Source organism: Aureimonas sp. AU4, from assembly GCF_001463765.1.
In the GTDB taxonomy this organism is placed as follows: Bacteria; Pseudomonadota; Alphaproteobacteria; order Rhizobiales; family Rhizobiaceae; genus Aureimonas.
In genome coordinates this window covers 1-22,133 of record NZ_BBWK01000013.1, presented here as the reverse complement: position 1 = coordinate 22,133, position 22,133 = coordinate 1, and the positions used below count along the sequence as shown (strand labels likewise).

At 70.5% G+C, this 22,133-nt stretch carries 18 protein-coding genes; 3 read left to right on the top strand and 15 right to left on the bottom strand.

Annotation, left to right across the window (positions count from 1 at the left end; all coding sequences use genetic code 11):
* Window positions 1-9 precede the first annotated feature (9 nt).
* Window positions 10-993: a metallophosphoesterase gene (locus AUL35_RS04940; protein ID WP_062012630.1), complete on the top strand. Its 984-nt coding sequence runs from the start codon at window positions 10-12 to the stop codon at window positions 991-993.
* Between the two features lie 78 nt (window positions 994-1,071).
* Entirely contained in the window at window positions 1,072-2,229 is a 1,158-nt protein-coding gene (locus AUL35_RS04935) for a benzoate/H(+) symporter BenE family transporter (RefSeq protein WP_062012628.1), read from the top strand.
* A gap of 10 nt (window positions 2,230-2,239) precedes the next feature.
* Here the strand turns inward: AUL35_RS04935 and AUL35_RS04930 are convergent, their stop codons facing one another.
* The 9 genes from AUL35_RS04930 to putA form a co-directional block, all read right to left on the bottom strand.
* Window positions 2,240-2,872: a hypothetical protein gene (locus AUL35_RS04930; protein ID WP_244493665.1), complete on the bottom strand. Its 633-nt coding sequence runs from the start codon at window positions 2,870-2,872 to the stop codon at window positions 2,240-2,242.
* A 123-nt stretch (window positions 2,873-2,995) separates the two neighbouring features.
* Window positions 2,996-4,696, bottom strand: a complete 1,701-nt coding sequence (gene leuA / locus AUL35_RS04925; protein ID WP_062012624.1) for a 2-isopropylmalate synthase — start codon at window positions 4,694-4,696, stop codon at window positions 2,996-2,998.
* Between the two features lie 336 nt (window positions 4,697-5,032).
* Window positions 5,033-5,365, bottom strand: coding sequence for a hypothetical protein (locus AUL35_RS04920; protein ID WP_062012622.1), 333 nt, complete (start codon window positions 5,363-5,365; stop codon window positions 5,033-5,035).
* A gap of 136 nt (window positions 5,366-5,501) precedes the next feature.
* A complete protein-coding gene (locus AUL35_RS04915) occupies window positions 5,502-5,930 on the bottom strand; it encodes a hypothetical protein (RefSeq protein ID WP_062012620.1) in 429 nt (142 codons plus the stop codon).
* Between the two features lie 252 nt (window positions 5,931-6,182).
* The gene (locus AUL35_RS04910; protein ID WP_280137322.1) at window positions 6,183-7,064 is read right to left on the bottom strand and encodes a cation diffusion facilitator family transporter; all 882 of its coding nucleotides are present in this window, start codon (window positions 7,062-7,064) and stop codon (window positions 6,183-6,185) included.
* A 45-nt stretch (window positions 7,065-7,109) separates the two neighbouring features.
* Complete coding sequence (locus AUL35_RS04905) at window positions 7,110-9,305, bottom strand: anthranilate synthase (RefSeq protein ID WP_062012618.1); 2,196 nt, start codon at window positions 9,303-9,305, stop codon at window positions 7,110-7,112.
* 247 nt (window positions 9,306-9,552) lie between these two features.
* Window positions 9,553-10,182, bottom strand: coding sequence for a glutathione S-transferase family protein (locus AUL35_RS04900; protein ID WP_280137321.1), 630 nt, complete (start codon window positions 10,180-10,182; stop codon window positions 9,553-9,555).
* A gap of 68 nt (window positions 10,183-10,250) precedes the next feature.
* The gene (locus AUL35_RS04895) at window positions 10,251-11,930 is read right to left on the bottom strand and encodes a formate--tetrahydrofolate ligase (protein WP_062012695.1); all 1,680 of its coding nucleotides are present in this window, start codon (window positions 11,928-11,930) and stop codon (window positions 10,251-10,253) included.
* A 91-nt stretch (window positions 11,931-12,021) separates the two neighbouring features.
* A complete protein-coding gene (putA, locus tag AUL35_RS04890; RefSeq protein ID WP_062012609.1) occupies window positions 12,022-15,120 on the bottom strand; it encodes a bifunctional proline dehydrogenase/L-glutamate gamma-semialdehyde dehydrogenase PutA in 3,099 nt (1,032 codons plus the stop codon).
* Between the two features lie 122 nt (window positions 15,121-15,242).
* Between putA and AUL35_RS04885 the strand changes: the two genes are divergently transcribed.
* Complete coding sequence (locus AUL35_RS04885; protein ID WP_062012607.1) at window positions 15,243-15,710, top strand: Lrp/AsnC ligand binding domain-containing protein; 468 nt, start codon at window positions 15,243-15,245, stop codon at window positions 15,708-15,710.
* Between the two features lie 7 nt (window positions 15,711-15,717).
* Here AUL35_RS04885 and AUL35_RS04880 read toward each other — a convergent pair whose 3' ends face one another.
* From AUL35_RS04880 to AUL35_RS04855, 6 genes are all read right to left on the bottom strand, one after another.
* Window positions 15,718-16,557, bottom strand: a complete 840-nt coding sequence (locus AUL35_RS04880; RefSeq protein ID WP_062012605.1) for a dipeptide ABC transporter ATP-binding protein — start codon at window positions 16,555-16,557, stop codon at window positions 15,718-15,720.
* Complete coding sequence (locus AUL35_RS04875; protein WP_082666117.1) at window positions 16,554-17,408, bottom strand: ABC transporter ATP-binding protein; 855 nt, start codon at window positions 17,406-17,408, stop codon at window positions 16,554-16,556. The genes AUL35_RS04880 and AUL35_RS04875 overlap by 4 nt, the downstream gene beginning before the upstream one ends.
* Before the next feature lie 4 nt (window positions 17,409-17,412).
* Window positions 17,413-18,354: an ABC transporter permease subunit gene (locus AUL35_RS04870; protein ID WP_082666116.1), complete on the bottom strand. Its 942-nt coding sequence runs from the start codon at window positions 18,352-18,354 to the stop codon at window positions 17,413-17,415.
* A 19-nt stretch (window positions 18,355-18,373) separates the two neighbouring features.
* A complete protein-coding gene (locus AUL35_RS04865) occupies window positions 18,374-19,381 on the bottom strand; it encodes an ABC transporter permease subunit (RefSeq protein ID WP_062012602.1) in 1,008 nt (335 codons plus the stop codon).
* 119 nt (window positions 19,382-19,500) lie between these two features.
* Window positions 19,501-21,096, bottom strand: a complete 1,596-nt coding sequence (locus AUL35_RS04860) for an ABC transporter substrate-binding protein (protein ID WP_062012599.1) — start codon at window positions 21,094-21,096, stop codon at window positions 19,501-19,503.
* A 103-nt stretch (window positions 21,097-21,199) separates the two neighbouring features.
* A partial coding sequence (locus tag AUL35_RS04855) for an Mrp/NBP35 family ATP-binding protein (RefSeq protein ID WP_062012597.1) occupies window positions 21,200-22,133 on the bottom strand: 934 nt, incomplete at its 5' end.

Here is a 22,133-nt window from a genome sequence, read left to right as displayed (position 1 = left end):
TCATCGCGCATGTTCCGCCTCGCCCATCTTTCCGACGTCCATCTCGGCCCCCTGCCGGAGCTGTCCTACCGCGAACTCGCCTCCAAGCGCATCACCGGCTACATCAACTGGCAGCGCAACCGGAAGCAGGCGATGTTCGGGACGACGCTCCTGAACCTCATCGCCGACATGCGCGCCCAGCGCCCCGATCACGTCGCGGTGACGGGCGATCTCGTGAACCTCGCCACGCGCAAGGAGATCGAGGGGGCCCGGCTGTGGCTGGAGAATCTGGGCGACCCGGCCTGGGTGTCGGTCGTGCCCGGCAACCACGACGCCTACGTGCCGGGGGCCCTCAAGCGCGCGCTCGCCGCCTGGCGCCCCTGGTCGGTGGGCGACGGCGGCGGCACGGCGGGCCACCCGCGCTTTCCGTACCTGCGCGTGCGCGGGCCGCTGGCGATCGTCGGCACGTCCTCGGCCGAGGCGACCGCCCCCTTCTTCGCCACCGGCACGTTCAAGCGCGGGCAAGCGCTCGCCACCGCCCGCCTCCTGGAGCAGGCGCGCGAGCGCGGCCTCTTCCGCGTCCTGATGATCCACCATCCGCCGATCGCGGGCGCCGCCGCCTGGTCGAAGCGCCTGATCGGCAAGCAGTACTTCTCGAAGGTCATCCACGATGTCGGGGCCGAGCTCGTCCTGCACGGCCACACCCATCTCGACACGCTCTACTGGCTGACCGGGCCCGGCGGCGACCGGGTGCCCGTGGTGGGCGTGCCCTCCGCCAGCCAGGGGACGGGCGGCGACAAGCCGGCCTCGCGCTACAACCTGTTCGAGATCGAGGGCGAGGCGGGGAACTGGACCCTGACCCAGCGCGAGCGCGGCCTCAGCCCCGACAATGCGGGCATCGGCTGGGTGCGCGAGCGACAGCTCCTGTCGAACGGAACGGCGGTGGACGCCCGCCCACGCTCCGACGCGCGAGAGGCCGGTCCCGCCGACGCGCCGCTCGCGGTGGAACCGTAAGGCCGGCATCGCGCTTGCGGCCCGGCGGCGATGCGTCGTAAGCGGCGGGTCGTCCCGCCGCGCGAGAAAAGTCCCGCCATGACCCGCCTTCCGCCCCCGGCCCCGATCCTGGCCGGGCTGCTCGCCGCCTTTGTCGGTTTCGTCTCGTCCTTCTCGGTCGTCTATGGCGGGCTGCTGGCGGCGGGCGCGAGCCCGGCCGAGGCCTCGTCCGGCCTCATGGCACTCTCGGTCGGCATGGGGCTTTGCGCGATCCTCGTCTCGTGGCGAACGCGCATGCCCATCTCGGTCGCCTGGTCGACGCCGGGCGGGGCGCTGCTGGCCGGCGCGGCGCTTCCCGTCGGCGGCTTTCCGGCGGCGGTCGGCGCCTTTCTTCTCGCCGGCGTCCTCGTGATCCTGGCGGGTGCGGTGCGCCCGCTCGGCCGCCTCATCGCCCGCATTCCCGGGCCGCTTGCCGCCGCGATGCTGGCGGGCGTCCTTCTGCCGATCTGCCTCGCGCCGGTGCGCGCCATCGCCCAGGATCCCTTCGGCGGCCTGCTCATCGCAGGAGCGTGGTTCCTGGTCGGGCGCTTCAGCCGGCTCCTCGCCGTGCCGGCGGCGGCGCTCGTCACGCTCGCCCTTCTCGCCGGCCATCCGGCTTCGGGCGCGGCCGCCCTGCCCGCGCTCGCCAGCCCCGTCCTCGTCGTGCCGAGCCTCGACTGGGGCGCGCTTCTGGGCATCGGACTGCCGCTCTTTCTCGTGACCATGGCCTCGCAGAACGTTCCGGGCCTCGCGGTCCTGAAGGTCTACGGCTACCAGCCCGCGCCCGGCCCCCTCTTCGCCGCGACGGGCCTCACGACGCTACTGGTCGCGCCCTTCGGCGGACATGCCGTGAACCTCGCCGCTCTGACGCAGGCGATCTGCGCGGGCGACGAGGCGGGTCCCGACACCGCGCTGCGCTGGTGGTCGGGCGTCTCGTCGGGGGTCGCCTATGTCGCCTTCGGCCTTGGCGCGGGGCTTGTCGCAAGCTTTGCCGCGCGCGACCCGCTGCTCGTCCAGGCGCTGGCGGGTCTGGCGCTGGTCGGCGCTCTGACGGCGGCCGCCGGGGCGATGATGGAAAAGGCGGATCTGCGGGAAGCGGCGGTGCTCTGCTTCCTCGTGACGGGCTCGGGCACGGCCTTCGGCGGGATCAGCGCCCCGTTCTGGGGATTGCTCGCCGGCGGGCTCGTTCTCGGCGCCAAGCGGCTGCGGCGCGCCTGAGAACGCGCCGTCAGACGATCGGCGTGCCGCGCAGCGCGGCGAAGAGAAGCAGCGCGCCGGCGCCCGCCACGATGCCGATCAGGAGCCACGACAGGGCGATCACGAGGTCGGTCGAGCGCGGCCGGGGCATGAGGCGCAGCGGCTCGGCGGTGGAAGCGGGCGGCGGGGCGAGGCGCGGCTCGGCAAGCGTGCGACCGCTGCCCGCATCGCTCACGGCCAGCGCCTTGTCGCGCTCCACGATCCGCTCGGCCACGTATTCCGTGACGCGCTCGACGAGAACGTGCGGGTCGGAGGACTCGGCGAGCGTGACGCGGCCGAGACGCGTGTCGCGCACGAAGCGGTAAGTGCGGCGGTCGCGGGCCATGAGGACCTGCGCCGTGCCGTCGATCCAGAAGCGGGGCTGGGTTCCGCCCGTCAGGTTGAACTCGAAGAGGTCGTCCTCGGGCGGCACCGCGTCGCTGATCGGCTGGAGCGCCTCGGCGAAAATCTCGAGCCGCGCGCGGTCGGCCTCGCGGATGTCCACCACGATGTCGGTGCGCTGGGCGCTGTTGATGCGGGCCGCGCGCACGGCCTCCGCCAGACGCTTGGTGCCCGTGGTCAGCTGCAGCGCTTGTCTCGCCTCGGCCATTGGAGCCACCCTCATCTCGCGCCGTCCGGGCACCGGCCGTCATGGCCGTGCCCCCGGGCGCCGGATCGATACGGTGTAGCGTCGGGAGCTTATCCCAAACCGGTGGCCGGGCGGGAGCCCGCCCGGCCGTTCGTCCGCTCAGGCGGACAGGAGGTTGTTGGCCGCCGCCACGATGGCCCGCAGCGAGGCGGTGGTGGCGTTCTGGTCGACGCCCGCCCCGAAGACGCGCCCCTCCGGGTGCTCGATCTCCATATAGGCGATGGCGCTGGCGTTGGAGCCGCGCTGCATCGAGTGCTCGGAATAGTCGACGACGCCGAGCTCGATCCCGAGATGGCGCGACAGGGCGTCGATGAAGCCGTCGATCGCGCCGGTTCCCCGGCCCTCGATCGCGATCTCCCGCTCGCCGTCGCGGATCGTGGCCGAGACGGTGCGCCGCGCCGGTCCCTGCTCGGGCCGCGTCAGGTGGTCGACATAGGCGAGGCGCGCGCCGGGCTGCTCGACGTAGCGCTCCATGAAGCGGTCGTAGATGCGCTTGACGGGCAGCTCGCGCCCCTCCTCGTCGGTGATGCGCTGGATATCCTCGCGGAACTCGATCTGCAGGTTGCGCGGCAGGTTCAGGCCGTAGTCGGCCTGGAGCACGTAGGCGATGCCGCCCTTGCCCGACTGCGAGTTGATGCGGATGATCGCCTCGTAGGACCGGCCGACGTCCTTGGGGTCGATCGGCAGGTAGGGCACCTCCCAGGTCGGCTTGTTGGCCTGGGCCGCCGCCTTCATGCCCTTGTTGATCGCGTCCTGGTGCGAGCCGGAGAAGGCCGTGTAGACGAGCTCGCCCACATAGGGGTGGCGCTCGGGGACGGCGAGCTGGTTGCAGTGCTCGTAGACGTCCTTGATCCGGTTGATGTCGGTGATGTCGAGGCCGGGGTCCACGCCCTGCGTCAGCATGTTGAGGGCGAGCGTCACGAGATCGACGTTGCCGGTGCGCTCGCCGTTGCCGAACAGCGTGCCCTCGACGCGGTCTGCGCCCGCCATGAGGCCGAGCTCGGTCGCCGCCACCGCCGTGCCCCGGTCGTTGTGGGGATGCAGCGACAGGATGATGCTCTCGCGATTGTCGAGGTTGCGGCTCATCCACTCGATCTGGTCGGCATGGATGTTGGGCGTCGACATCTCGACGGTGGCCGGCAGGTTCAGGATCAGGCGGCTTTCAGGCGTCGGTCGCACGACCTCGGCCACCGCGTTGCAGATCTCCAGCGCGAAGTCGAGCTCGGTGCCGGTGAAGCTTTCCGGCGAATATTCGAAGCGGAAATCCCCGCCCGCCTTCGCGGCCATGTCGGTGATCATCTTCGCCGCGTCCACCGCGATCTGCCGGATGCCGGCGCGGTCCTTGCCGAACACGACGCGGCGCTGCAGCTCGGAAGTGGAGTTGTAGAAGTGGACGATCGGGTGCCCGGCGCCTTCGAGGCTCTCGAAGGTGCGTGTGATCAGCTCCGGCCGGCACTGGACGAGCACCTGCAGCGAGGTGTCGTCGGTGACGCCCCCCTCCTCGACGCACCAGCGCACGAAGTCGAAGTCGGTCTGCGAGGCCGAGGGGAAGCCGATCTCGATCTCGCGGAAGCGCATGTGCTGCAGGAGGCGGAACATGCGCTCCTTGCGCTCCTGGCCCATCGGGTCGACCAACGCCTGGTTGCCGTCGCGCAGGTCCACCGAGCACCAGATCGGCGGCGTCTCGATGCGGCGCGAGGGCCACTGGCGGTCCGGCAGATCGACCGGCGGATAGGGTTCGTAGCGACCGGCGGCACGGGCCATGGGCGCGGCGGGACGGGTGGCGGCGGCATTCGACATGGGAAGGCTCTCTTCGAAGCGACAGGCGGCGCTTGGGGCCAAGCCTATCGCAGGGCGACAGGGTTCTGTGAAGCCGAAGAGACTGTGGGAGCGTATGGACACGTCCCGGCTCGACCGCCGGGCGCCCCTTCGATCAACGGGCCCGGCGGTCGCCAGTAAGCGCGAGAAGGGCAAGCGGCGCCCGCGCCCGAAGGGCGAGGTTCGGCGCGACAGAGCGCGCGAGCGGGCGGGAGCGATGCGTCATGGCGTGTTTGTCCCCGATCGTCGGCTGCTTGGCAAGGGCAAATCGGCAAGCCGGGTCGGGCGGGCGGCGGGAGCCTGGCCCCTTCCGATCCGTCAGCCGGGATCGGAAGCGGACAGCGCGCGCACCCAAGGGCGCGTCGCGGCCACGCGCTCGGCCGGACCGCCGGGACGGGTCTCGAAGACGCGCGCGGGCTCGCGCGCATAGGTCTGCGAACCGGCCTGCCCTTCCCCGCCATAGCCGTAGCTGCGGCTCTCGCTGACGCTGCTCGTCACGATCGGGACACGCGTGCCGAAGGCCACGGAGTTGGCGGCGGCGTCGGCGCGGGCCTCGGTGTAGTGGTCGGAGCCGGGCACGAGGTTGCCGGCCAGGGCCGGCGAGACGGCAAGGGCGGCCAGAAGGCCGACGGACAGGCGGAACCGGGACATGGATGATCCTCTCGTCGCCGGCCACGGGGCCGGAAAAGGACGGGGCGTCGGGAGTAGGCACGAAGGTCCCAACGCGAAAAGGACCCGGCGCCCTGAGGCACCGGGTCCGAACGGCCCGCGGGCCGATTGTTTCGGCTTAGCGCCGGAAGACCGAGTTGGCCGCACGATCGGCATTGCCCTCGGTGTAGTAGTCCGAGCCCGGGACGACGCCGGGGTTCGTCTCGACGCTCGAGGTCGGGTAGCCGAAGGCGCGGGTCTGGTTGATGCCGACGGCGCGGTTCTGGATCGTGCCGTCGATCACGCTGTTGGCGTTCGCGTCGGCCTGGGACTCGACGTAGTAGTCGGAGCCCGGGACGATGCTGGGACGCGACTCCACGCGGTTGATAGGCCCCACGGCGCGGCCCTCGATGACCGAGTTGGCGCGGGCGTCGGCCGAGGACTCGCGGTAGTAGTCGGAGCCCGGAACCACGCCCGGGACGGTCTGGGCGGCGGTCTGCGCCGAGGCGGCACCGGTGAGGGCGGCAAACGAGACGAGCGCGGCGGAGGCGAGAATCTTGAAGGTCATTGTTCTTCTCTTTTTTGAGCGTGAGGGGCGCATCGGGGAGGCGGTGTCGAGGCTCGGGAGGAAGCCGACAGCGTCCGGCGCCGTTCGATGAGCTAGAAATGGCGGCATCGATCATTTGGTTCGATACACAAACAGCGAACAGTGCGTCGCAGCGTTCACGCAAGCGTCTGGGAACCAACGAAGATTGCCACAATTGGCGATGGGCGCGTTGCGGCGCACCACCGTGTCCCTGTCACCCCCTCGCCGCCGACCTTACAGAACGGGGACGCCCACCTGCTTCGCCTCGGCCTCCGGCTCGACATGGATCAGGACGCGGGCCTCCGCGAAGGCTTCCTGCAGCGCGTCCTCGATCCGGTCGCAGATCACATGCGCGTCGCCCACGCTCATCGCGCTCGACACCACCATGTGGAACTCGATGAAGACGGCGCGGCCCGCCAGGCGCGAGCGCACGTCGTGCACCTCCAGCGCGCCCTCGGCCGTTCCCGAGATGATCTCGCGCACGCGCGCGTCGTCGCCGGGCTCGAGCGCCTGGTCCATGAGGCCCGACAGGGATTTCGCGACGACCTTCCAGCCCTCGCGCAGGATGTTGAGCGCGACCAGGGCGGCGAGCGCGGGGTCGAGGACCGACCAGCCCGTCGCGCTGGCGACGGCCAGGCCAGCCAGCACGCCCACCGAGGTGACGACGTCGGCCATGATGTGGCGGCCGTCGGCGTCGAGCGCGGGCGAGCGGTGCTCGCGCCCGAGGCGGATCAGGTAGGTCGCCCAGGCGAGGTTGATCACGGTGGCGACGCCGTTGATGGCGATGCCGAGCACCGGCGCCTCGAGGCCGCGCGGCGCCTCGAACGCGCCCCAGGCCTCGCGCAGGATCAGGAGCGCGGCGAGCACGATCAGCACGCCCTCCACCACGGCGGAGAAGTATTCCGCCTTGGTGTGGCCGAACGGGTGGTCGTCGTCGGCCGGCTTGTAGGAGACGCTCACGGCCCAGAAGGCGACGAGGCCCGCCACGACGTTGACGATGGATTCCAGCGCGTCCGAGAAGAGCGCGACGGATCCCGTCACGGTGTAGGCCGCGTACTTGATGCCGAGCACCACGCAGGCGACGACGACCGTCATCGCCGCCGTGCGCCGTACCAGTCGGCCGGGCTCCTCGCCCGCGGTGAAGGTTGCCGCCGCCACCGCTCAGGCCGTCGCGTCGTCGTTGCGGGCGCGCCGGGGCAGATGCGCCACGACGTTCTCGATCATGCGCATGCCTGCGTCTCCTCCGAGGCTCATGATGGATTCGGGGTGGAACTGGACCGCCACCACCGGTTCGGACTTGTGCTCGAAGGCCATGACCACGCCGTCCTCGGTCTCGGCAGTGACCTCGAACTCCTTCGGAAGGCGCACCGGATCGGCGAAGATCGAGTGGTAGCGCCCGACCGTGACCTCGCTCGGGAGCCCCGAGAAGATGATGCCGGGGTTCGATACGCGCACGCGCGAGGGCTTGCCGTGCACCGGCACGTGGAGCGTGCGCAGCGTCCCGCCGTAGCTCTCGGCCAGCGCCTGGAGCCCGAGGCAGACGCCGAAGATCGGCGTGCCGCCCTCGCGCGCCATGGCGATCGTGTTGCGGCAGTCGAAGTCGTCGGGCTTGCCGGGACCGGGCGAGAGCACCACGAGATCGGGCGCGACGCGATCGAAGATCTCGCGCGGCACGGGCGTGCGCACGGTGGTGACCTCGGCGCCGGTCTGGCGGAAGTAGTTGGCGAGCGTGTGGACGAAACTGTCCTCGTGGTCGACGAGGAGGATGCGCACGCCCTCGCCGACGCGCGCACCCGCGCGGTCGCCGGCCCCCGTGTTGGGGATGCCGGCCTCGCGCACGGCCGCGATCATGGCGGAGGCCTTGAGCTCGGTCTCGGCCTCCTCCTCCTCCGGGTTGGAATCGTAGAGAAGCGTCGCGCCCGCGCGCACCTCGGCCACGCCCCCGTTCAGGCGGATCGTGCGCAGCGTCAGCCCGGTGTTCATGTCGCCGTTGAAGTGGAGCATGCCGATCGCCCCGCCGTACCAGGCGCGGGGGGAGCGCTCGTTCTCCTCGATGAAGCGCATGGCCCAGAGCTTGGGCGCGCCGGTCACCGTCACGGCCCAGGCGTGGCTGAGAAAGGCGTCGAGCGCGTCCAGCCCCTCGCGCAGGCGGCCCTCGATATGATCCACCGTGTGGATCAGGCGCGAATACATCTCGATCTGGCGCCGGCCGATGACACGCACCGAGCCCGGCTCGCAGACGCGGCTCTTGTCGTTGCGGTCGACGTCCGAGCACATGGTGAGCTCCGACTCGTCCTTCTTGGAGTTGAGGAGCTTCAGGATCTGCTCGCTGTCCGAGATCGCGTCCGTGCCGCGCCGGATGGTGCCCGAGATCGGGCAGGTCTCGACGCGCCGGCCCGAGACGCGCACGAACATTTCCGGGCTCGCGCCGATCAGGAACTCGTTGGCGCCGAGGTTGATGAAGAACGAGTAGGGCGAGGGATTGATGCCCTTGAGGCGGCGCGAGATCTCGGACGGTCGCTTGGCGGTCGGCTCGAAGAAGGTCTGGCCCGGCACGACCTCGAAGAGGTCGCCGCGCATGAACTTCTCCTTGGCCCGGCGAACGAGGCCGGCATATTCGCCCGGCTGGTGGTCGCCGCGAGGCGGCACCGTTCCGGCCGCCCGGAAGGGGGCGTCCTCGCCGCCGCCGGCCAGGCCCGCGGTCGAGGCGCCGCCGCGCTCGAACTCGTAGGCCTCGACATAGGCGCGCGCCGCGTAGTGATCCACCATCAGGATCTCGTCGGGCAGGTAGAGCACGAGGTCGCGCGCGCCGTCCGCGCGCTTCAGCGTCTCCTTCACGGGATCGAACTGGAAGGCGAGGTCGTAGCCGAAGGCGCCGTAGAGGCCGAGGTCGCCGTCCTCGCCCGACCGGAACAGCGAGATCACCGCGCGTAGGACCGAGAAGACGCTCGGGCTGCGCGAGCGCTCCTCTTCCGTGAACGCGCCCGCCGGCTCGTTGATGCGCAGCACCAGACGGCGCCCCTCGCGTGCGGCTTGCGCGATGTCGGCATGGCCCGCCAGCGCCTCGGCGACGAAGCCGAGCAGAACCTCGCCGCGATCGTTCAGCGCCTCCACCCAAACGCTCCGGCCGGTCGAGACGATCTGGAGCGGGGGATCGACGATCGCCGTGTCCCAGCGCGTGTAGCGGCCGGGATACTCGTAGTTCGAGGAGAAGACGCAGCCGCGCCGCGTGTCGAGCCGGTCGACATAGGGCTCGATCGCCCCCTCGTAGGCGACGTCGCGGCGCGTGCGGGTGACGCTGACGCCGCCCTCGGTCACGTAGCGATGGGGGGGAACGGAGGGGGTGTCGGAGGTCATGGACGCCTTCTTCTCAACAAGCCCCGGACCGTCCGCGCGGCCCTTTCCGGAACGAAAAAAGCCGCCTTGGGTGGGGCGGCCTCGGGTTCGTTCGAACGCGCGTGTTCGCGAGGGCCGCTAGGAGCGGGTCCACCACCAACGGATCTGGTTGCGCGCGGTCGTCATGGGGCAAGAGGTAACGCAAGCCGTTTTGCCTCGCAACGGCAAACCGGCTCGCGATGCAACATGCCAACGCCTCGCAAATGCGTCAGCTTGCCCGCTGCCTGGCCTCGGCGATCAGCGCGTCGTCGATCGCGGCCGCGCGCGCCAAAGCCGGGCGATCGGCGATGCGGTCGCGGTAGCGCTCGAAGGCGGGGCGGCGCTCGATCGTGCCGAACTGGAGGCCCCAGCTGACCTGCGCGCCGAGATAGACGTCGGCCGCGGTGAAGCGGTCGCCGGCGGCATAGGGCGCCTCGGTCAGCATGGTCTCCAGCGCGTCCAGGGTGCGCCCGTAGGTGCCGTAGCCCATCATGCGCGCCTGCTCGGCCGGGACCTCGACGCCGAGCGCCCGGTTCGTGACCGCCGCCTCGAGCGGTCCGGCCCCGAAGAGGACGGCGCGGTAGTAGCGTCCGCGCGCGCCGGGCGCGGGCGCCAGCCCCGCTTCCGGAAAGCGGTCGGCGAGATGGAGGCAGATCGCGGCGGTCTCGGTGACGACCTCCCCGTCGTCGACGAGAACCGGCACCTTGCCCATCGGGTTGAGGCGCAGATGCTCGGGCGCGCCGAGCGTGCTCGCATAGTCGAGGAGGACGGCGCGATAGGGCGCGCCGACCTCCTCCAGCATCCAGCGGGCGATGCGCCCGCGCGACATGGGGTTGGTGTAGAGAACGAGTTCGCTCAACGGACGGCCCTCCTTCGGGAGATGATCCGCCGTTCCTCCCATGTCCGCGTGACGAACGGAAGGCGGCCCTAGAACAGCCCCTCGACCCGCCCCTCCGCATCCAGCCGGATGCTTTCGGCCGCCGGCACGCGCGGCAGGCCGGGCATGGTGAGGACATCGCCGCAGATCGCGACCACGAAGCCCGCGCCGGCCGAGAGGCGCACCTCGCGCACATGCACGGCATGGCCCTCGGGCGCCCCGAGGAGCGTCGGGTCGGTGGAGAAGGAGTAAGGCGTCTTCGCCATGCAGACCGGGAGATGCCCGAAGCCCGCCTCCGCATAGCGGTCGAGCGCCTTCAGCGTGTGCGGGTCGATGCTGACCGCCGCGCCCCGGTAGATGCGGCGCACGACCGCCTCGATCTTCTCGCGAAGCGGCAGTGCGTCGCCGTAGAGCGGATGGAAGCGCGCGGTGCCGCCGTCGGCCAGGGCCGCGACCTTCTCGGCCAGTTCCACGATGCCGGCCGACCCTTCCGCCCAGTGGCGGCACAGGACCGCCTCGACGCCCGCAGCCTGCGCCGCCTCGCGCACGGCCTCGATCTCGGGCATCGTGTCGGAGGTGAAATGGTTGATCGCGACGATCACCGGCACGCCGAAGCCGAGGCAGTTCTCGACGTGGCGGCGCAGGTTCGCCGCGCCCCGCCGCACCGCCGCGACGTCCTCGCGGCCGAGATCGGCGCGCGCCACGCCGCCGTTCATCTTGAGGGCGCGGCAGGTGGCCACCACCACGGTCGCGTCCGGCTTCAGGCCCGCCTGACGGCACTTGATGTCGAAGAACTTCTCGGCGCCGAGATCGGCCCCGAAGCCGGCCTCCGTCACCACGTAGTCGGCAAGGCGCAGCGCGGCCCTTGTGGCCGCGACCGAGTTGCAGCCATGCGCGATGTTGGCGAAGGGCCCGCCATGGACGAAGGCCGGCGTGTTCTCCAGCGTCTGCACGAGGTTCGGCATCATCGCGTCGCGCAGCAGCGCCGCCATCGCGCCATCGGCCTTGAGGTCCCGCGCGGTGACGAACGTGCGGTCGCCCCGCTCGGCCACCACGATGCGCCCGAGGCGCTCTTCCAGGTCATCGAGGTCGGTTGCCAGGCACAGGATCGCCATGACCTCGGAGGCGACCGTGATGTCGAAGCCCGATTCGCGCGGCAGGCCGTTGGCGGGGCCGCCGAGCGACTGGACGATGTCGCGCAGCGCCCGGTCGTTCATGTCGACGACGCGGCGCCACAGGACGCGGCGCGGGTCGATCCCGAGCGCGTTGCCCCAATGGATGTGGTTGTCGACCATCGCGGCGAGGAGGTTGTGCGCCGCCGTGATGGCGTGGAAGTCGCCGGTGAAGTGGAGGTTGATGTCCTCCATCGGCACGACCTGGGCGTAGCCGCCGCCGGCGGCTCCCCCCTTCTGCCCGAAGCAGGGGCCGAGCGAGGGCTCGCGCAGGGCGATCGCGACGCGCTTGCCGAGGCGGCCGAGGCCGTCGCCGAGGCCGACCGTGGTCGTGGTCTTGCCCTCGCCGGCCGGCGTCGGGTTGATCGCGGTCACGAGGATCAGGCGTCCCTGCGGCCGGTCCTCGATCGAGCGCAGGAACGCGCCGTCGATCTTGGCCTTGTCGCGCCCGTAGGGAATCACGGCCTCTTCGGGAATGGCGAGGCGGCTCGCGACGTCCGTGATCGGCACCTTGCGGGCCTGGCGGGCGATGGCGATGTCGGAGAGAGGCTCGGGCAAGGGCGGCAATTCCGTTTCGGGACAGGGTCTGGTCGGCCGGCACCATAGGGGCGCCGGCCGCACAGGCAAGCCGCGAGCCGCCCTCCCGGCGTCAGGTCCGCGCGGGACCCGCGATCAGCGCGGCGTTGCCGCCGGCCGCCGCCGTGTTGGTGGAGACGACCTGCTCGCGCACGAAGCGGGCGAGGTAGTTCGGGCCGCCGGCCTTGGGGCCGGTGCCCGAGAGGCCCGAGCCGCCGAAGGGCTGGGAGCCGACGATCGCGCCGATCATGTTGCGGTTGACGTAGACGTTGCCGACGTCGAGCCGCTCGGCCACGAAGCGCTGCGTCGCCTCGATCCGCGAATGGATCCCGAGCGTCAGGCCGTAGCCGGTCCGCTCGATGGCCTGCGCCACCTTTTCCAGCTCGCCCGCGCGCCAGCGCACGACGTGGAGGATCGGCCCGAACACCTCGCCCCGCAGTTTTTCCGGCCCCGAGAGCTCGACGATCGCGGGGGGAACGAAGTGGCCGCCCTGCGGCAGCGAGGCGGGAAGCTCGGCCTCGAAGAGAACCTTGCCGCCGCCGGCGCGCATCGCGTCCATGTGGTCGCGCAGCATGCGCTCCTGCGCCCCGTCGATCACGGGACCGATGTCGGTCGCGATGTCGGAGGGATCGCCGATCACGAGCTCGCGCACCGCGCCCTGGATCATCTCGATCATGCGGTCGGCCACGTCCTCCTGCACGAAGAGTAGGCGCAGCGCCGAGCAGCGCTGACCGGCCGAGCGGAAGGCCGAGCGCACCACGTCGTCGGCCACCTGCTCGGGCAGCGCGGTCGCGTCCACGATCATGGCGTTGACGCCGCCGGTCTCGGCAATCAGCGGCGCGATCGCGGTGTCGCGGGCGGCGAGCGCCCGGTTGATCGCGAACGCCGTCTCGGTGGAGCCGGTGAATGCGACGAGCGCGGTGGCCGGATGCGAGACGAGCGCCGCGCCCACATCCCCCTCGCCGCTTGCCAGCCACAGCGATTCTTCCGCAAAGCCCGCTTCGTGAAGGAGGCGCAGGGCGAAGGCGGCGACGAGCGGCGTCTGTTCGGCGGGCTTGGCCACCACGACATTGCCGCCGGCGAGCGCCGCCGCGACCTGGCCGAGGAAGATCGCGAGCGGGAAGTTCCAGGGACTGATGCAGAGCGCGACGCCGCGCGAGCGGTAGTGAAGGCGGTTCTCCTCGCCGGTCGGGCCGGGCAGCGCGATCGGTGCCCCCAATACGCGCTCGGCCTCGTCGGCATAGAAGCGCAGGAAGTCGACGGCCTCGCGCACCTCGGCGATCGCGTCGTCCAGCGTCTTGCCGGCCTCGCGCAGAAGAAGCTGAAGCGCCTCGCCCTCGTGCGCCTCCAGCGCGTCGGCGGCGCGGCGAAGCTTGCTTGCGCGTTCGCGCGCCGGCACGGCCTCGGTCGCGCGAACGGCCCTTCCGGCGCGGTCCATCAGGGCGCGGGCGCCGACAGCGGTCAACTCGCGCACCGTGCCGACCACCGTTCCGTCGCCGGGCGAGCGGACCTCGCTCGCGGCCTTGGTCTCCAGCCCCTCGCGCGGGGCGGCCTGCCAGCTGCCGGACGGCGCGCGGTCGCGCGAGCGCAGGAGGGCGGCCAGTGCGCGGCGGTCGCCGAACTCCAGCCCGCGCGAGTTCTTGCGCGCGCCGAAGAGCTTCTCGGGCGCGACGACGCCGGAGGGCGCCAGGCCGCCCGCGCTGCGCAGCTCGACGGCGGGCGGCGTCAGGAGCTCGTCCACCGGCACGCGGGCATCACCCACCTTGGCGACGAAGGACGAGTTGGCGCCGTTCTCGAGAAGTCGCCGCACGAGATAGGCGAGAAGGTCGCGGTAGCCGCCGACGGGCGCGTAGATGCGGCAGCCGACCTCGCCCTTGGTATCGCGCGCCACCGCCTCATAGAGCGACTCGCCCATGCCGTGCAGGCGCTGGAACTCGAAGCCTGAGCGGTCGGCGCCGGCCATCTCGAGGATGGTCGCGACGGTGAGCGCGTTGTGCGTGGCGAACTGGGGGAAGATGCGGGCGCGCCGCGCCAGCATCTCGTGGGCGACCGCGAGGTAGTTGAGGTCGGTCGCGGGCTTCGAGACGTGGACCGGGAAGCCGGCGAGGCCCTTCTCCTGCGCGAGCTTGATCTCGGTATCCCAGTAGGCGCCCTTCACGAGACGCACCATCATGCGGATGCCGCACTCGGCGCAGAGCGCATCGATGTGCTCGATCACGGCGAGCGTGCGCTTGCCGTAGGCCTGGACGGCAAGGCCGAAGCCCGTCCAGCCGCGAAAGTCGAGCGCGCGGACGGTGGCGTCGATCACGTCGAGCGAGAGCTCCAGCCGCTCGGCCTCTTCCGCATCCACGGTGAAGTTGAGATCGAAGCTCTGCGCCTTACGGGCGAGGTCCGCCAGCACCGGCACGAGCTCGCGCAGCACCGCCTCGCGGTGCGTCGGGTGATAGCGCGGGTGAAGCGCGGACAGCTTCACCGAGATGCCGGGGCGCTCGGGCAGCGCCTTGTTGCCGGCCTGCCGGCCGATCTTCTCGATCGCATCCTCGTAGGAGCGGCGGTAGCGCTCGGCGTCGTCGCGGGTGCGCGCGCCCTCGCCCAGCATATCGTAGGAGTAGCGATAGCCCTTGCGCTCCGCCGCGCGTGCGCGCTCCAGCGCGTCCTCGATCGTCTCGCCCAGCACGAACTGGCGGCCGAGGAAGCGCATGGCCTGGCGCGTGGCGGTGCGCACGGCGGGCGCGCCGACCCGCTTGACCAGCGACTGGAGGACGCCGGTCGGCGTCTCGCCGGGGCGGATGATGCGCGAGGACAGGCCGAGCGCCCAGGCCGAGGCCGTCATCAGCATGCCGTCGCCCACCGGCTCGCGGTCGGCCCAGTCTCCCGCGCCGATCTTGTCCTCGATCAGGCGATCCTGCGTGGCGGCGTCGGGCACGCGCAGCAGCGCCTCGGCGAGCACCATCAGCGCCAGACCCTCGCGGGTCGACAGGCCGAACTCGCGCATGAAGTCCTCGACCGCGCCCACGCCCCCGGACGAGGAGCGGATCGCCTCGACGTAACCACGGGCCCGCGCCGCGACCTTCTCCTCGGGCGGCGTGAAGCGCTCGGCGCGCTCGAGAAGCGCCTTCACGACCTCGGCGTCGGCGGGCGCGTAGGGGGCGGAGAAGGGGGCGAGGCTCATGGGGGCGGGCTCCGGGCGGCCTGGGAAAGGGGCGCGCGGAAGATAGCGCGGATCGCCGCTTTCGTTCCCGTCGAACTTCGCGCATGAAACGACGGAAGACGTCAGGGAGAAGGGCTTCGGCGATGGAAGGCGAGGCGATCGATGCGAAGGACCGTCAGATCCTGCGCTGCCTGCAGGAGGACGCGCGGCTCTCGATGGTGGAGCTCGCGGCCCGCGTCCACCTGTCGGCGACGGCGGTGGCGGCTCGCGTGCGACGCCTGACCGATGAGGGCTACATCCTCGGCCACCATGCGCGGCTGGACCCGGCGCGCCTCGGACGGGGGCTGATCGTCTTCGTCGAGGTCAAGCTCGACCGCACGAGCGAGGACGTGTTCCACGCCTTCGGCGAGGCGGCCAAGCGCCTCGACGACATCACGGAGTGCCATATGGTGGCAGGCGGCTTCGACTACCTCCTCAAGGCGCGCGTCGCCGACATGGCGGCCTACCGCGTCTTCCTCGCGACCGCCCTGTCGGAACTGCCGGGCATTCGCGAGACCCACACCTACGCGGTGATGGAGGAGGTCAAGAACACGAGTGCCCTCCCCTTGTGAGCTTGCGTCAGGCCGCCGCCGGCGGCGCGGCGGCGAGGCGCCTGCGGATGCTCTCGACGTCGGAGCGCGGCGTCGCGGCGAAGAGCTTGCGCGTGTAGTCGTGGCGCGGATGGGCGAAGACCTCGTCGCGCGAGCCCGCCTCCACCACCTCGCCGTAGTACATCACCATCACCTCGTCGGCGATGTAGCGCACGACCGACAGGTCGTGGCTGATGAAGACGTAGGTCAGCTGAAGTTCGTCCTGCAGGTCGGCCAGAAGGTTCAGGATTTGCGCCTGCACCGAGAGGTCGAGCGCTGAGACCGGCTCGTCGAGAACGAGGAGCGAGGGGTTCAGCATCAACGCGCGGGCGATCGCGACGCGCTGGCGCTGGCCGCCCGAGAACATGTGCGGATAGCGGTTGTAGTGCTCCGGCCCAAGGCCGACCTTGACCAGCATCGCCATCGCCCGGTCGCGCCGCTCGGCCGCGGGCACGTCCGTGTTCAGCAGCAGCGGCTCGGTCAGGACCTCGCCGATCTTCTGGCGCGGGTTGAGCGAGCCGTAGGGGTTCTGGAACACGATCTGCACCTTGCGGCGCATGGCGCTGGTGACGCTCTGCGAGGCGTCCATGCGCTCGCCGTCGATCAGGAGCTCGCCGGCCGTCGGCGCGTCGATCAGGGTCAGGATGCGGGCGAGCGTGGACTTGCCGCAGCCCGACTCGCCGACGATCGCCAGCGTCTGGCCGCGCTCGACCTTGAAGGACACGCCCTTCACCGCCTGGACGGTCTTCGGCTTGCCGAACAGGCCGCCGCCGACATGGTAGTCGCGCCGGATGCCACGCGCCTCGAGAACGGGGGTGGTCGTGCTCATAGGGTGGCTCCCGCCGCGGCCGCCTCGCGGGCCAGGACCTCGCCGACGGTCGGCAGGCGGTCGCCGGTCGCGTTCTCGGGCAGGGCCGAGAGCAGCGCGCGCGTATAGGGGTTCTTGGGGTGCTCGAAGAGGTCGAGGACGTTCGCCTCCTCCATCTTGCGCCCCTTGTACTGGACGACGACGCGGTACGCCGTCTCGGCCACCACGCCCATGTCGTGGGTGATCATGATGAGGCCCATGCCGTGGCTCTGCTGCAGGCCGACGAGAAGGTCGAGAATCTGCTTCTGGATGGTGACGTCGAGGGCCGTCGTCGGCTCGTCGGCGATCAGGAGCTGCGGATTGCAGGCGATGCCCATCGCGATCATGACGCGCTGGCACTGGCCGCCCGACATCTGGTGCGGGTAGCTCGACAGGCGCGCGGCGGGATCGGGGATGCCGACCTGGGTCAGGAGTTCCACCGCCCGGTCGCGCCGCTCCCGGCGCCCGAGGCCGAGATGGACGCGCAGGGTTTCGGTGAGCTGGTAGCCGACCGTGAAGCACGGGTTGAGGCTCGCCATGGGCTCCTGGAAGATCATGGCGATGTCCTTGCCCACGATCCGCCGCCGTTCCTTGGTCGAGATCGCGCGAAGGTCCCGGCCCTCGAAGTCGACGAGGTCGGCGGTGACGGTGGCGGTCGCCGGAAGCAGGCCCATCACGGCCAGCATGCCGACCGACTTGCCCGAGCCCGACTCGCCCACGATCGCGAGCACCTCGCCCCGGTCGACATGGAGGTCCAGCCCGTCCACGGCCTTGAAGGGGCCGCTCGCGGTATCGAAGGCAACCGTCAGGTTGCGGATGGTGAGAAGCGCCATCGGCTCAGCTCCTGCGAAGCTTCGGGTCGAGCGCGTCGCGCAGGCCGTCGCCGACGAGGTTGATGGCGAGCACGGTCACGAGGATCGCAAGGCCCGGGAAGGTGACGACCCACCAGGCGCGCAGCACGAACTCGCGCGCCTCGGCCAGCATCGTGCCCCATTCGGGCGTCGGCGGCTGGGCGCCGAGGCCGAGGAAGCCGAGCGCCGCCGCATCCAGGATCGCGTTGGAGAAGGAGAGCGTCGCCTGGACGATGAGGGGCCCGAGGCAGTTCGGAAGGATCGTCTTGAACATGAGGCGGATGGGCCCCGCTCCCACCACGCGCGCCGCAGTAACGTATTCGCGCTCCTTCTCGGCCATGACCGAGGCGCGCGTCAGGCGCACGAAGTGGGGCTGGAGCACGAGCGCGATGGCGATCATCGCGTTGACGAGGCCGGGCCCGAGGATCGCCACCAGCACCAGCGCCAGGAGCAGCGACGGGAAGGCGAGGATCACGTCCATCACGCGCATGATCACCGTATCGACCCAGCCCCGGAAATAGCCGGCGACGAGTCCGATCACGATGCCGGTCGAGACCGCGAGGATCACGACGAACGTGCCGATGAAGAGCGAGTACTGTGCGCCGAACAGGAGGCGCGAGAGGATGTCGCGGCCGACGGCGTCGGTGCCGAGCGGGTAGCTCCACGAGCCGCCCGTCTGGAAGGCGGGCGGCAGGAGAAGCGCCGTGCGGTTCTGCGCCACCGGGTCGTGCGGCGCGATGACGGATGCGAAGATCGCGGTGAGCACGACCAGCGCGAACACCACGAGGCCCGCGACGGCGCCCTTGTTGGCCGAGAAGTAGAACCAGAACTCGCGCAGCATCTGGCGGCGGATGCCGCGCTCGGGCGGGCGCTGCGGGATCAGCGAGCCGACGCCATCGGCCGCCTCTTGGGCTTGGATATGGGACATGGGAAGAACCTTTCCGGCGCTAGCGGGCGCGAACGCGCGGGTTGATCAGGCCGTAGAGGAGGTCGACCACGAGGTTCACCACCATCACGACGATGGCGATCAGGAGCAGGCCGCCCTGAACGACGGGGTAGTCGCGCCGGAACACCGAATCCACCATCCACTTGCCGATGCCCGGCCAGGAGAAGATCGTCTCGGTGAGGATCGCGCCCGCCATCATGACGCCGATCTGCAGGCCGATCGTCGTGACCACCGGGATCAGCGCGTTGCGCAGGGCGTGGACGCCGATCACGCGGCGCAGCGGAAGGCCCTTGGCACGGGCGGTGCGCACGTAGTCCTCGCCCAGGACCTCCAGCATGGCCGAGCGGGTCTGTCGCGCGATCACGGCGAGCGGGATCGTGGCGAGCACGACGCTCGGCAGGATGAGGTGCGAGAAGGCCGAGGCGAACGCGCCCTTCTGGCCCGACAGGAGGCTGTCGACCAGCATGAAGCCGGTCACGGGCGGGAAGAAGTACATCAGCGAGATGCGGCCCGAGACGGGCGTCCAGCCGAGGATGCCGGAGAAAAGGATGATGAGGAGGAGGCCCCACCAGAAGATCGGCATGGAATAGCCGACGAGGGCTGCCCCCATCACGCCCTGGTCGACCCAGGAGCCGCGCTTCACCGCGGCCAGCACGCCCACCGGCACGCCGATCAGGACGGCGATCAGGATCGCGACGAGCGAGAGTTCGACGGTCGCCGGGAAGAGGGTCAGGAACTCGGTCAGGACCGGGCGGCGCGTCACGATCGAGGTGCCGAAGTCGCCCTGGAAGAGGCCGGTCAGGTAGTGCCAGAACTGGACCGGCAGCGGCCGGTCGTAGCCGAGCATCGCCGTCAGCTGGGCGTGGCGCTCGGGCGTGACGCCGCGCTCGCCTGCCATCAACGTCACCGGGTCGCCCGGCAGGAGGCGGATGAAGGAGAAGGCGACGATCGCCACCCCGACGAAGGTCGGCACGAGGATGCCGAGGCGGGAAAAGAGAAAGCGCAGCATGGGTTCGGTCCGGTGCGGGGTCGGCGGCGGCGGATCGGACGCGTCGCGGAGCCCTCAAGAAAAACGGGAAGGGACGGCACGAGGCCGCCCCTTCCCTCAAAGGTCGGGTCCGGGAAAGACTACTCGGTGATGTCGACGCCGTCGAACGTGTAGTCGCCGAGCGGCGACTGCACGAAGCCGGTGACGTTCTTGCGCATGGGGACGTAGACCACCGAATGGGCGATCGTGGCCCAGGGCGCCTGCTCCTTGAAGATCGTCTGCGCCTGCTCGTAGAGCTTGGCGCGCTCGTCCTGCGTGGGCTTGGTCTTGGCTTCCAGGATCAGCTTGTTGAAGTCCTGGTTGCACCACTGGGCGCGGTTGGCGCCGCCGACCGCGTCGCAGCCGAGCAGAACGGCGAGGAAGTTGTCCGGGTCGCCGTTGTCGCCGGTCCAGCCGAGCAGCACCGCGCCGTCACGCTTCACGTCCTTAGAGCGCTCGAGATACTCGCCCCACTCGTAGGTGACGATCTCCGCCTTCACGCCGACCTTGGCGAAGTCGGCCTGGATCAGCTCGGCCATGCGCGCGGCGTTCGGGTTGTAGGGACGCGAGACGGGCATGGCCCAGATTTTCATCGACAGGTCTTTGACGCCGGCGGCCTCGAGCGCCTTCTTGGCGGCCTCGGGGTCGTAGGCGTCGTCCTTGAGCTGCGCGTTGTAGCTCCACATGGTCGGCGGGATCGGCGCGACCGCCTTCTGGCCGGCGCCCTGGTAGACGGCCTGGATGATGGCGTCCTTGTCGATCGCCATGTTGAGGGCCTTGCGGACCTCGGGCTTGTCGAAGGGGGCCTGCTGCGTGTTGTAGGCGAGGAAGCCGATGTTGAGGCCTTCCTGCTCGGACACGGTCAGGTTGGCGTTCTGCTGGAGCGAGGGCACGTCGGCCGGGTTCGGGTAGGCCATCAGGTGGCACTCGCCGGCCAGGAGGCGCTGCTGGCGCACCGAGGCGTCCTTGGTGATCGCGAAGACGAGATCGTCGATCGGCTGCTTGCCGCCCCAGTAGTCGGCGAAGGCCTGGTAGCGGATCACCGCGTCGGGCTGGTAGGCCACGAACTGGAACGGACCGGTGCCGATCGGCGCCTGGTTGAAGGCCGCCTGATTGCCCGCGGCGGCCAGCTTGTCGGCGTATTCCTTCGAGACGATCGAGGCGAAGGGCATGGCGACGTTCGCGACGAACGGCGCGTAGGGCTCGTTCAGCGTGAAGCGCACCGTCATGTCGTCGACCTTCTCGACCGACTTCACGATGTCGGGCATCGACATGGAGGCGTAGTATTCCCAGGACGCACCGGCCACGTACTGGTGCCACGGGTTCTGCGCGTTGCCCTGGCGATCGAACGAGAACACGACGTCGTCGGCGTTCATATCACGCGTTGGCGTGAAGTCGGCGTTGGAGTGGAACTTCACGCCCTTGCGCAGGTGGAACGTGTACTGGAGGCCGTCCTGCGAGATGTCCCAGCGCTCGGCCAGGCCCGGCTCGGTCTCGGTCGTGCCCTTCTTGAACTCGGCGAGGCGGTTATAGACCGGGTGGGCCGAGGCGTCGAAGGTGGTGCCGGCGGTGTAGAGACCGGGGTCGAATCCTTCGGGCGAGCCTTCCGAGCAGAACACGAACGTCTTGGCGCTCGCGGCGCCGCCCAGCGCCAGCACCATAGCGGTGGCTGCCAGAAGCTTCTTCGTCAGACCCATGAATGCGCTCTCCCATGAACGGCTCTGCGGCGGCTGCAGCGCCGCCCGGAGCCATGCTTTTCGTTCATGGGACAGTTCTTACGCAAGATTAATTTTTGACCGTTCACTCGAAAACGATATCGGGTGCCTTGCTCCCGCCGGATTTCGCGGCCTCGAGCGACTCCAGCACACGGCCCGCCACCGCGCGGTAGGCGAGCGCATGCGGCCCGTCGGGCGCCGCCGCCACGACCGGCCGGCCGCTGTCGGAGCTTTCGCGAATCGCCATCTCGAGCGGCACTTCGCCAAGGAACGGCACGCCCAGCCGCTCGGCCTCGGCCCGCGCCCCGCCATGGCCGAAGATGTCGTAGCGCGCGCCCGTGTCGGGGGCCACGAAGTAGCTCATGTTCTCGACGATGCCGAGCACGGGCACGTCGACGCGGCGGAACATGGCCAGCCCCCGACGCGCGTCGATGAGGGCGAGGTCCTGCGGCGTCGAGACGATCACCGCGCCGGCCAGCGGCACCGCCTGCGCCATCGTGAGCTGCGCATCGCCCGTGCCCGGTGGCATGTCCACGACCAGAATGTCGAGCGGCTCCCAGGCGACCTCGCGCAGCATCTGCGTCAGCGCCGACATGACCATCGGCCCGCGCCAGATCATGGGGGTCTCCTCCTCTACGAGGAAGCCCATCGACATGGCCTTCAGCCCATAGGCCTCGAGCGGGATCATGGTGCGCCCGTTCGCCGTCTCGGGCCGTCCCGACAGGCGCAGGAGGCGCGGCACGGAAGGGCCGTAGATGTCGGCGTCGAGGAGGCCGACCTTGAGGCCCTCCGCCTGGAGCGCCAGCGCGAGGTTCACCGCGGTGGTGGACTTGCCGACGCCGCCCTTGCCGCTCGCGACCGCGATGATGCGCTCGACGCCGGGAATGCCGGGCTTCTGCGCCGGCGGCCGGGGCGGCGGAGGGGCCGCGGCCGCCGCACCCGGCCGGGGCCGGGGATGGCGGTGGGGATGGGGCGCGGCGGGGGCGGCCGGCGGGCGCGGCTGCGGGCGGGCGCTGAGG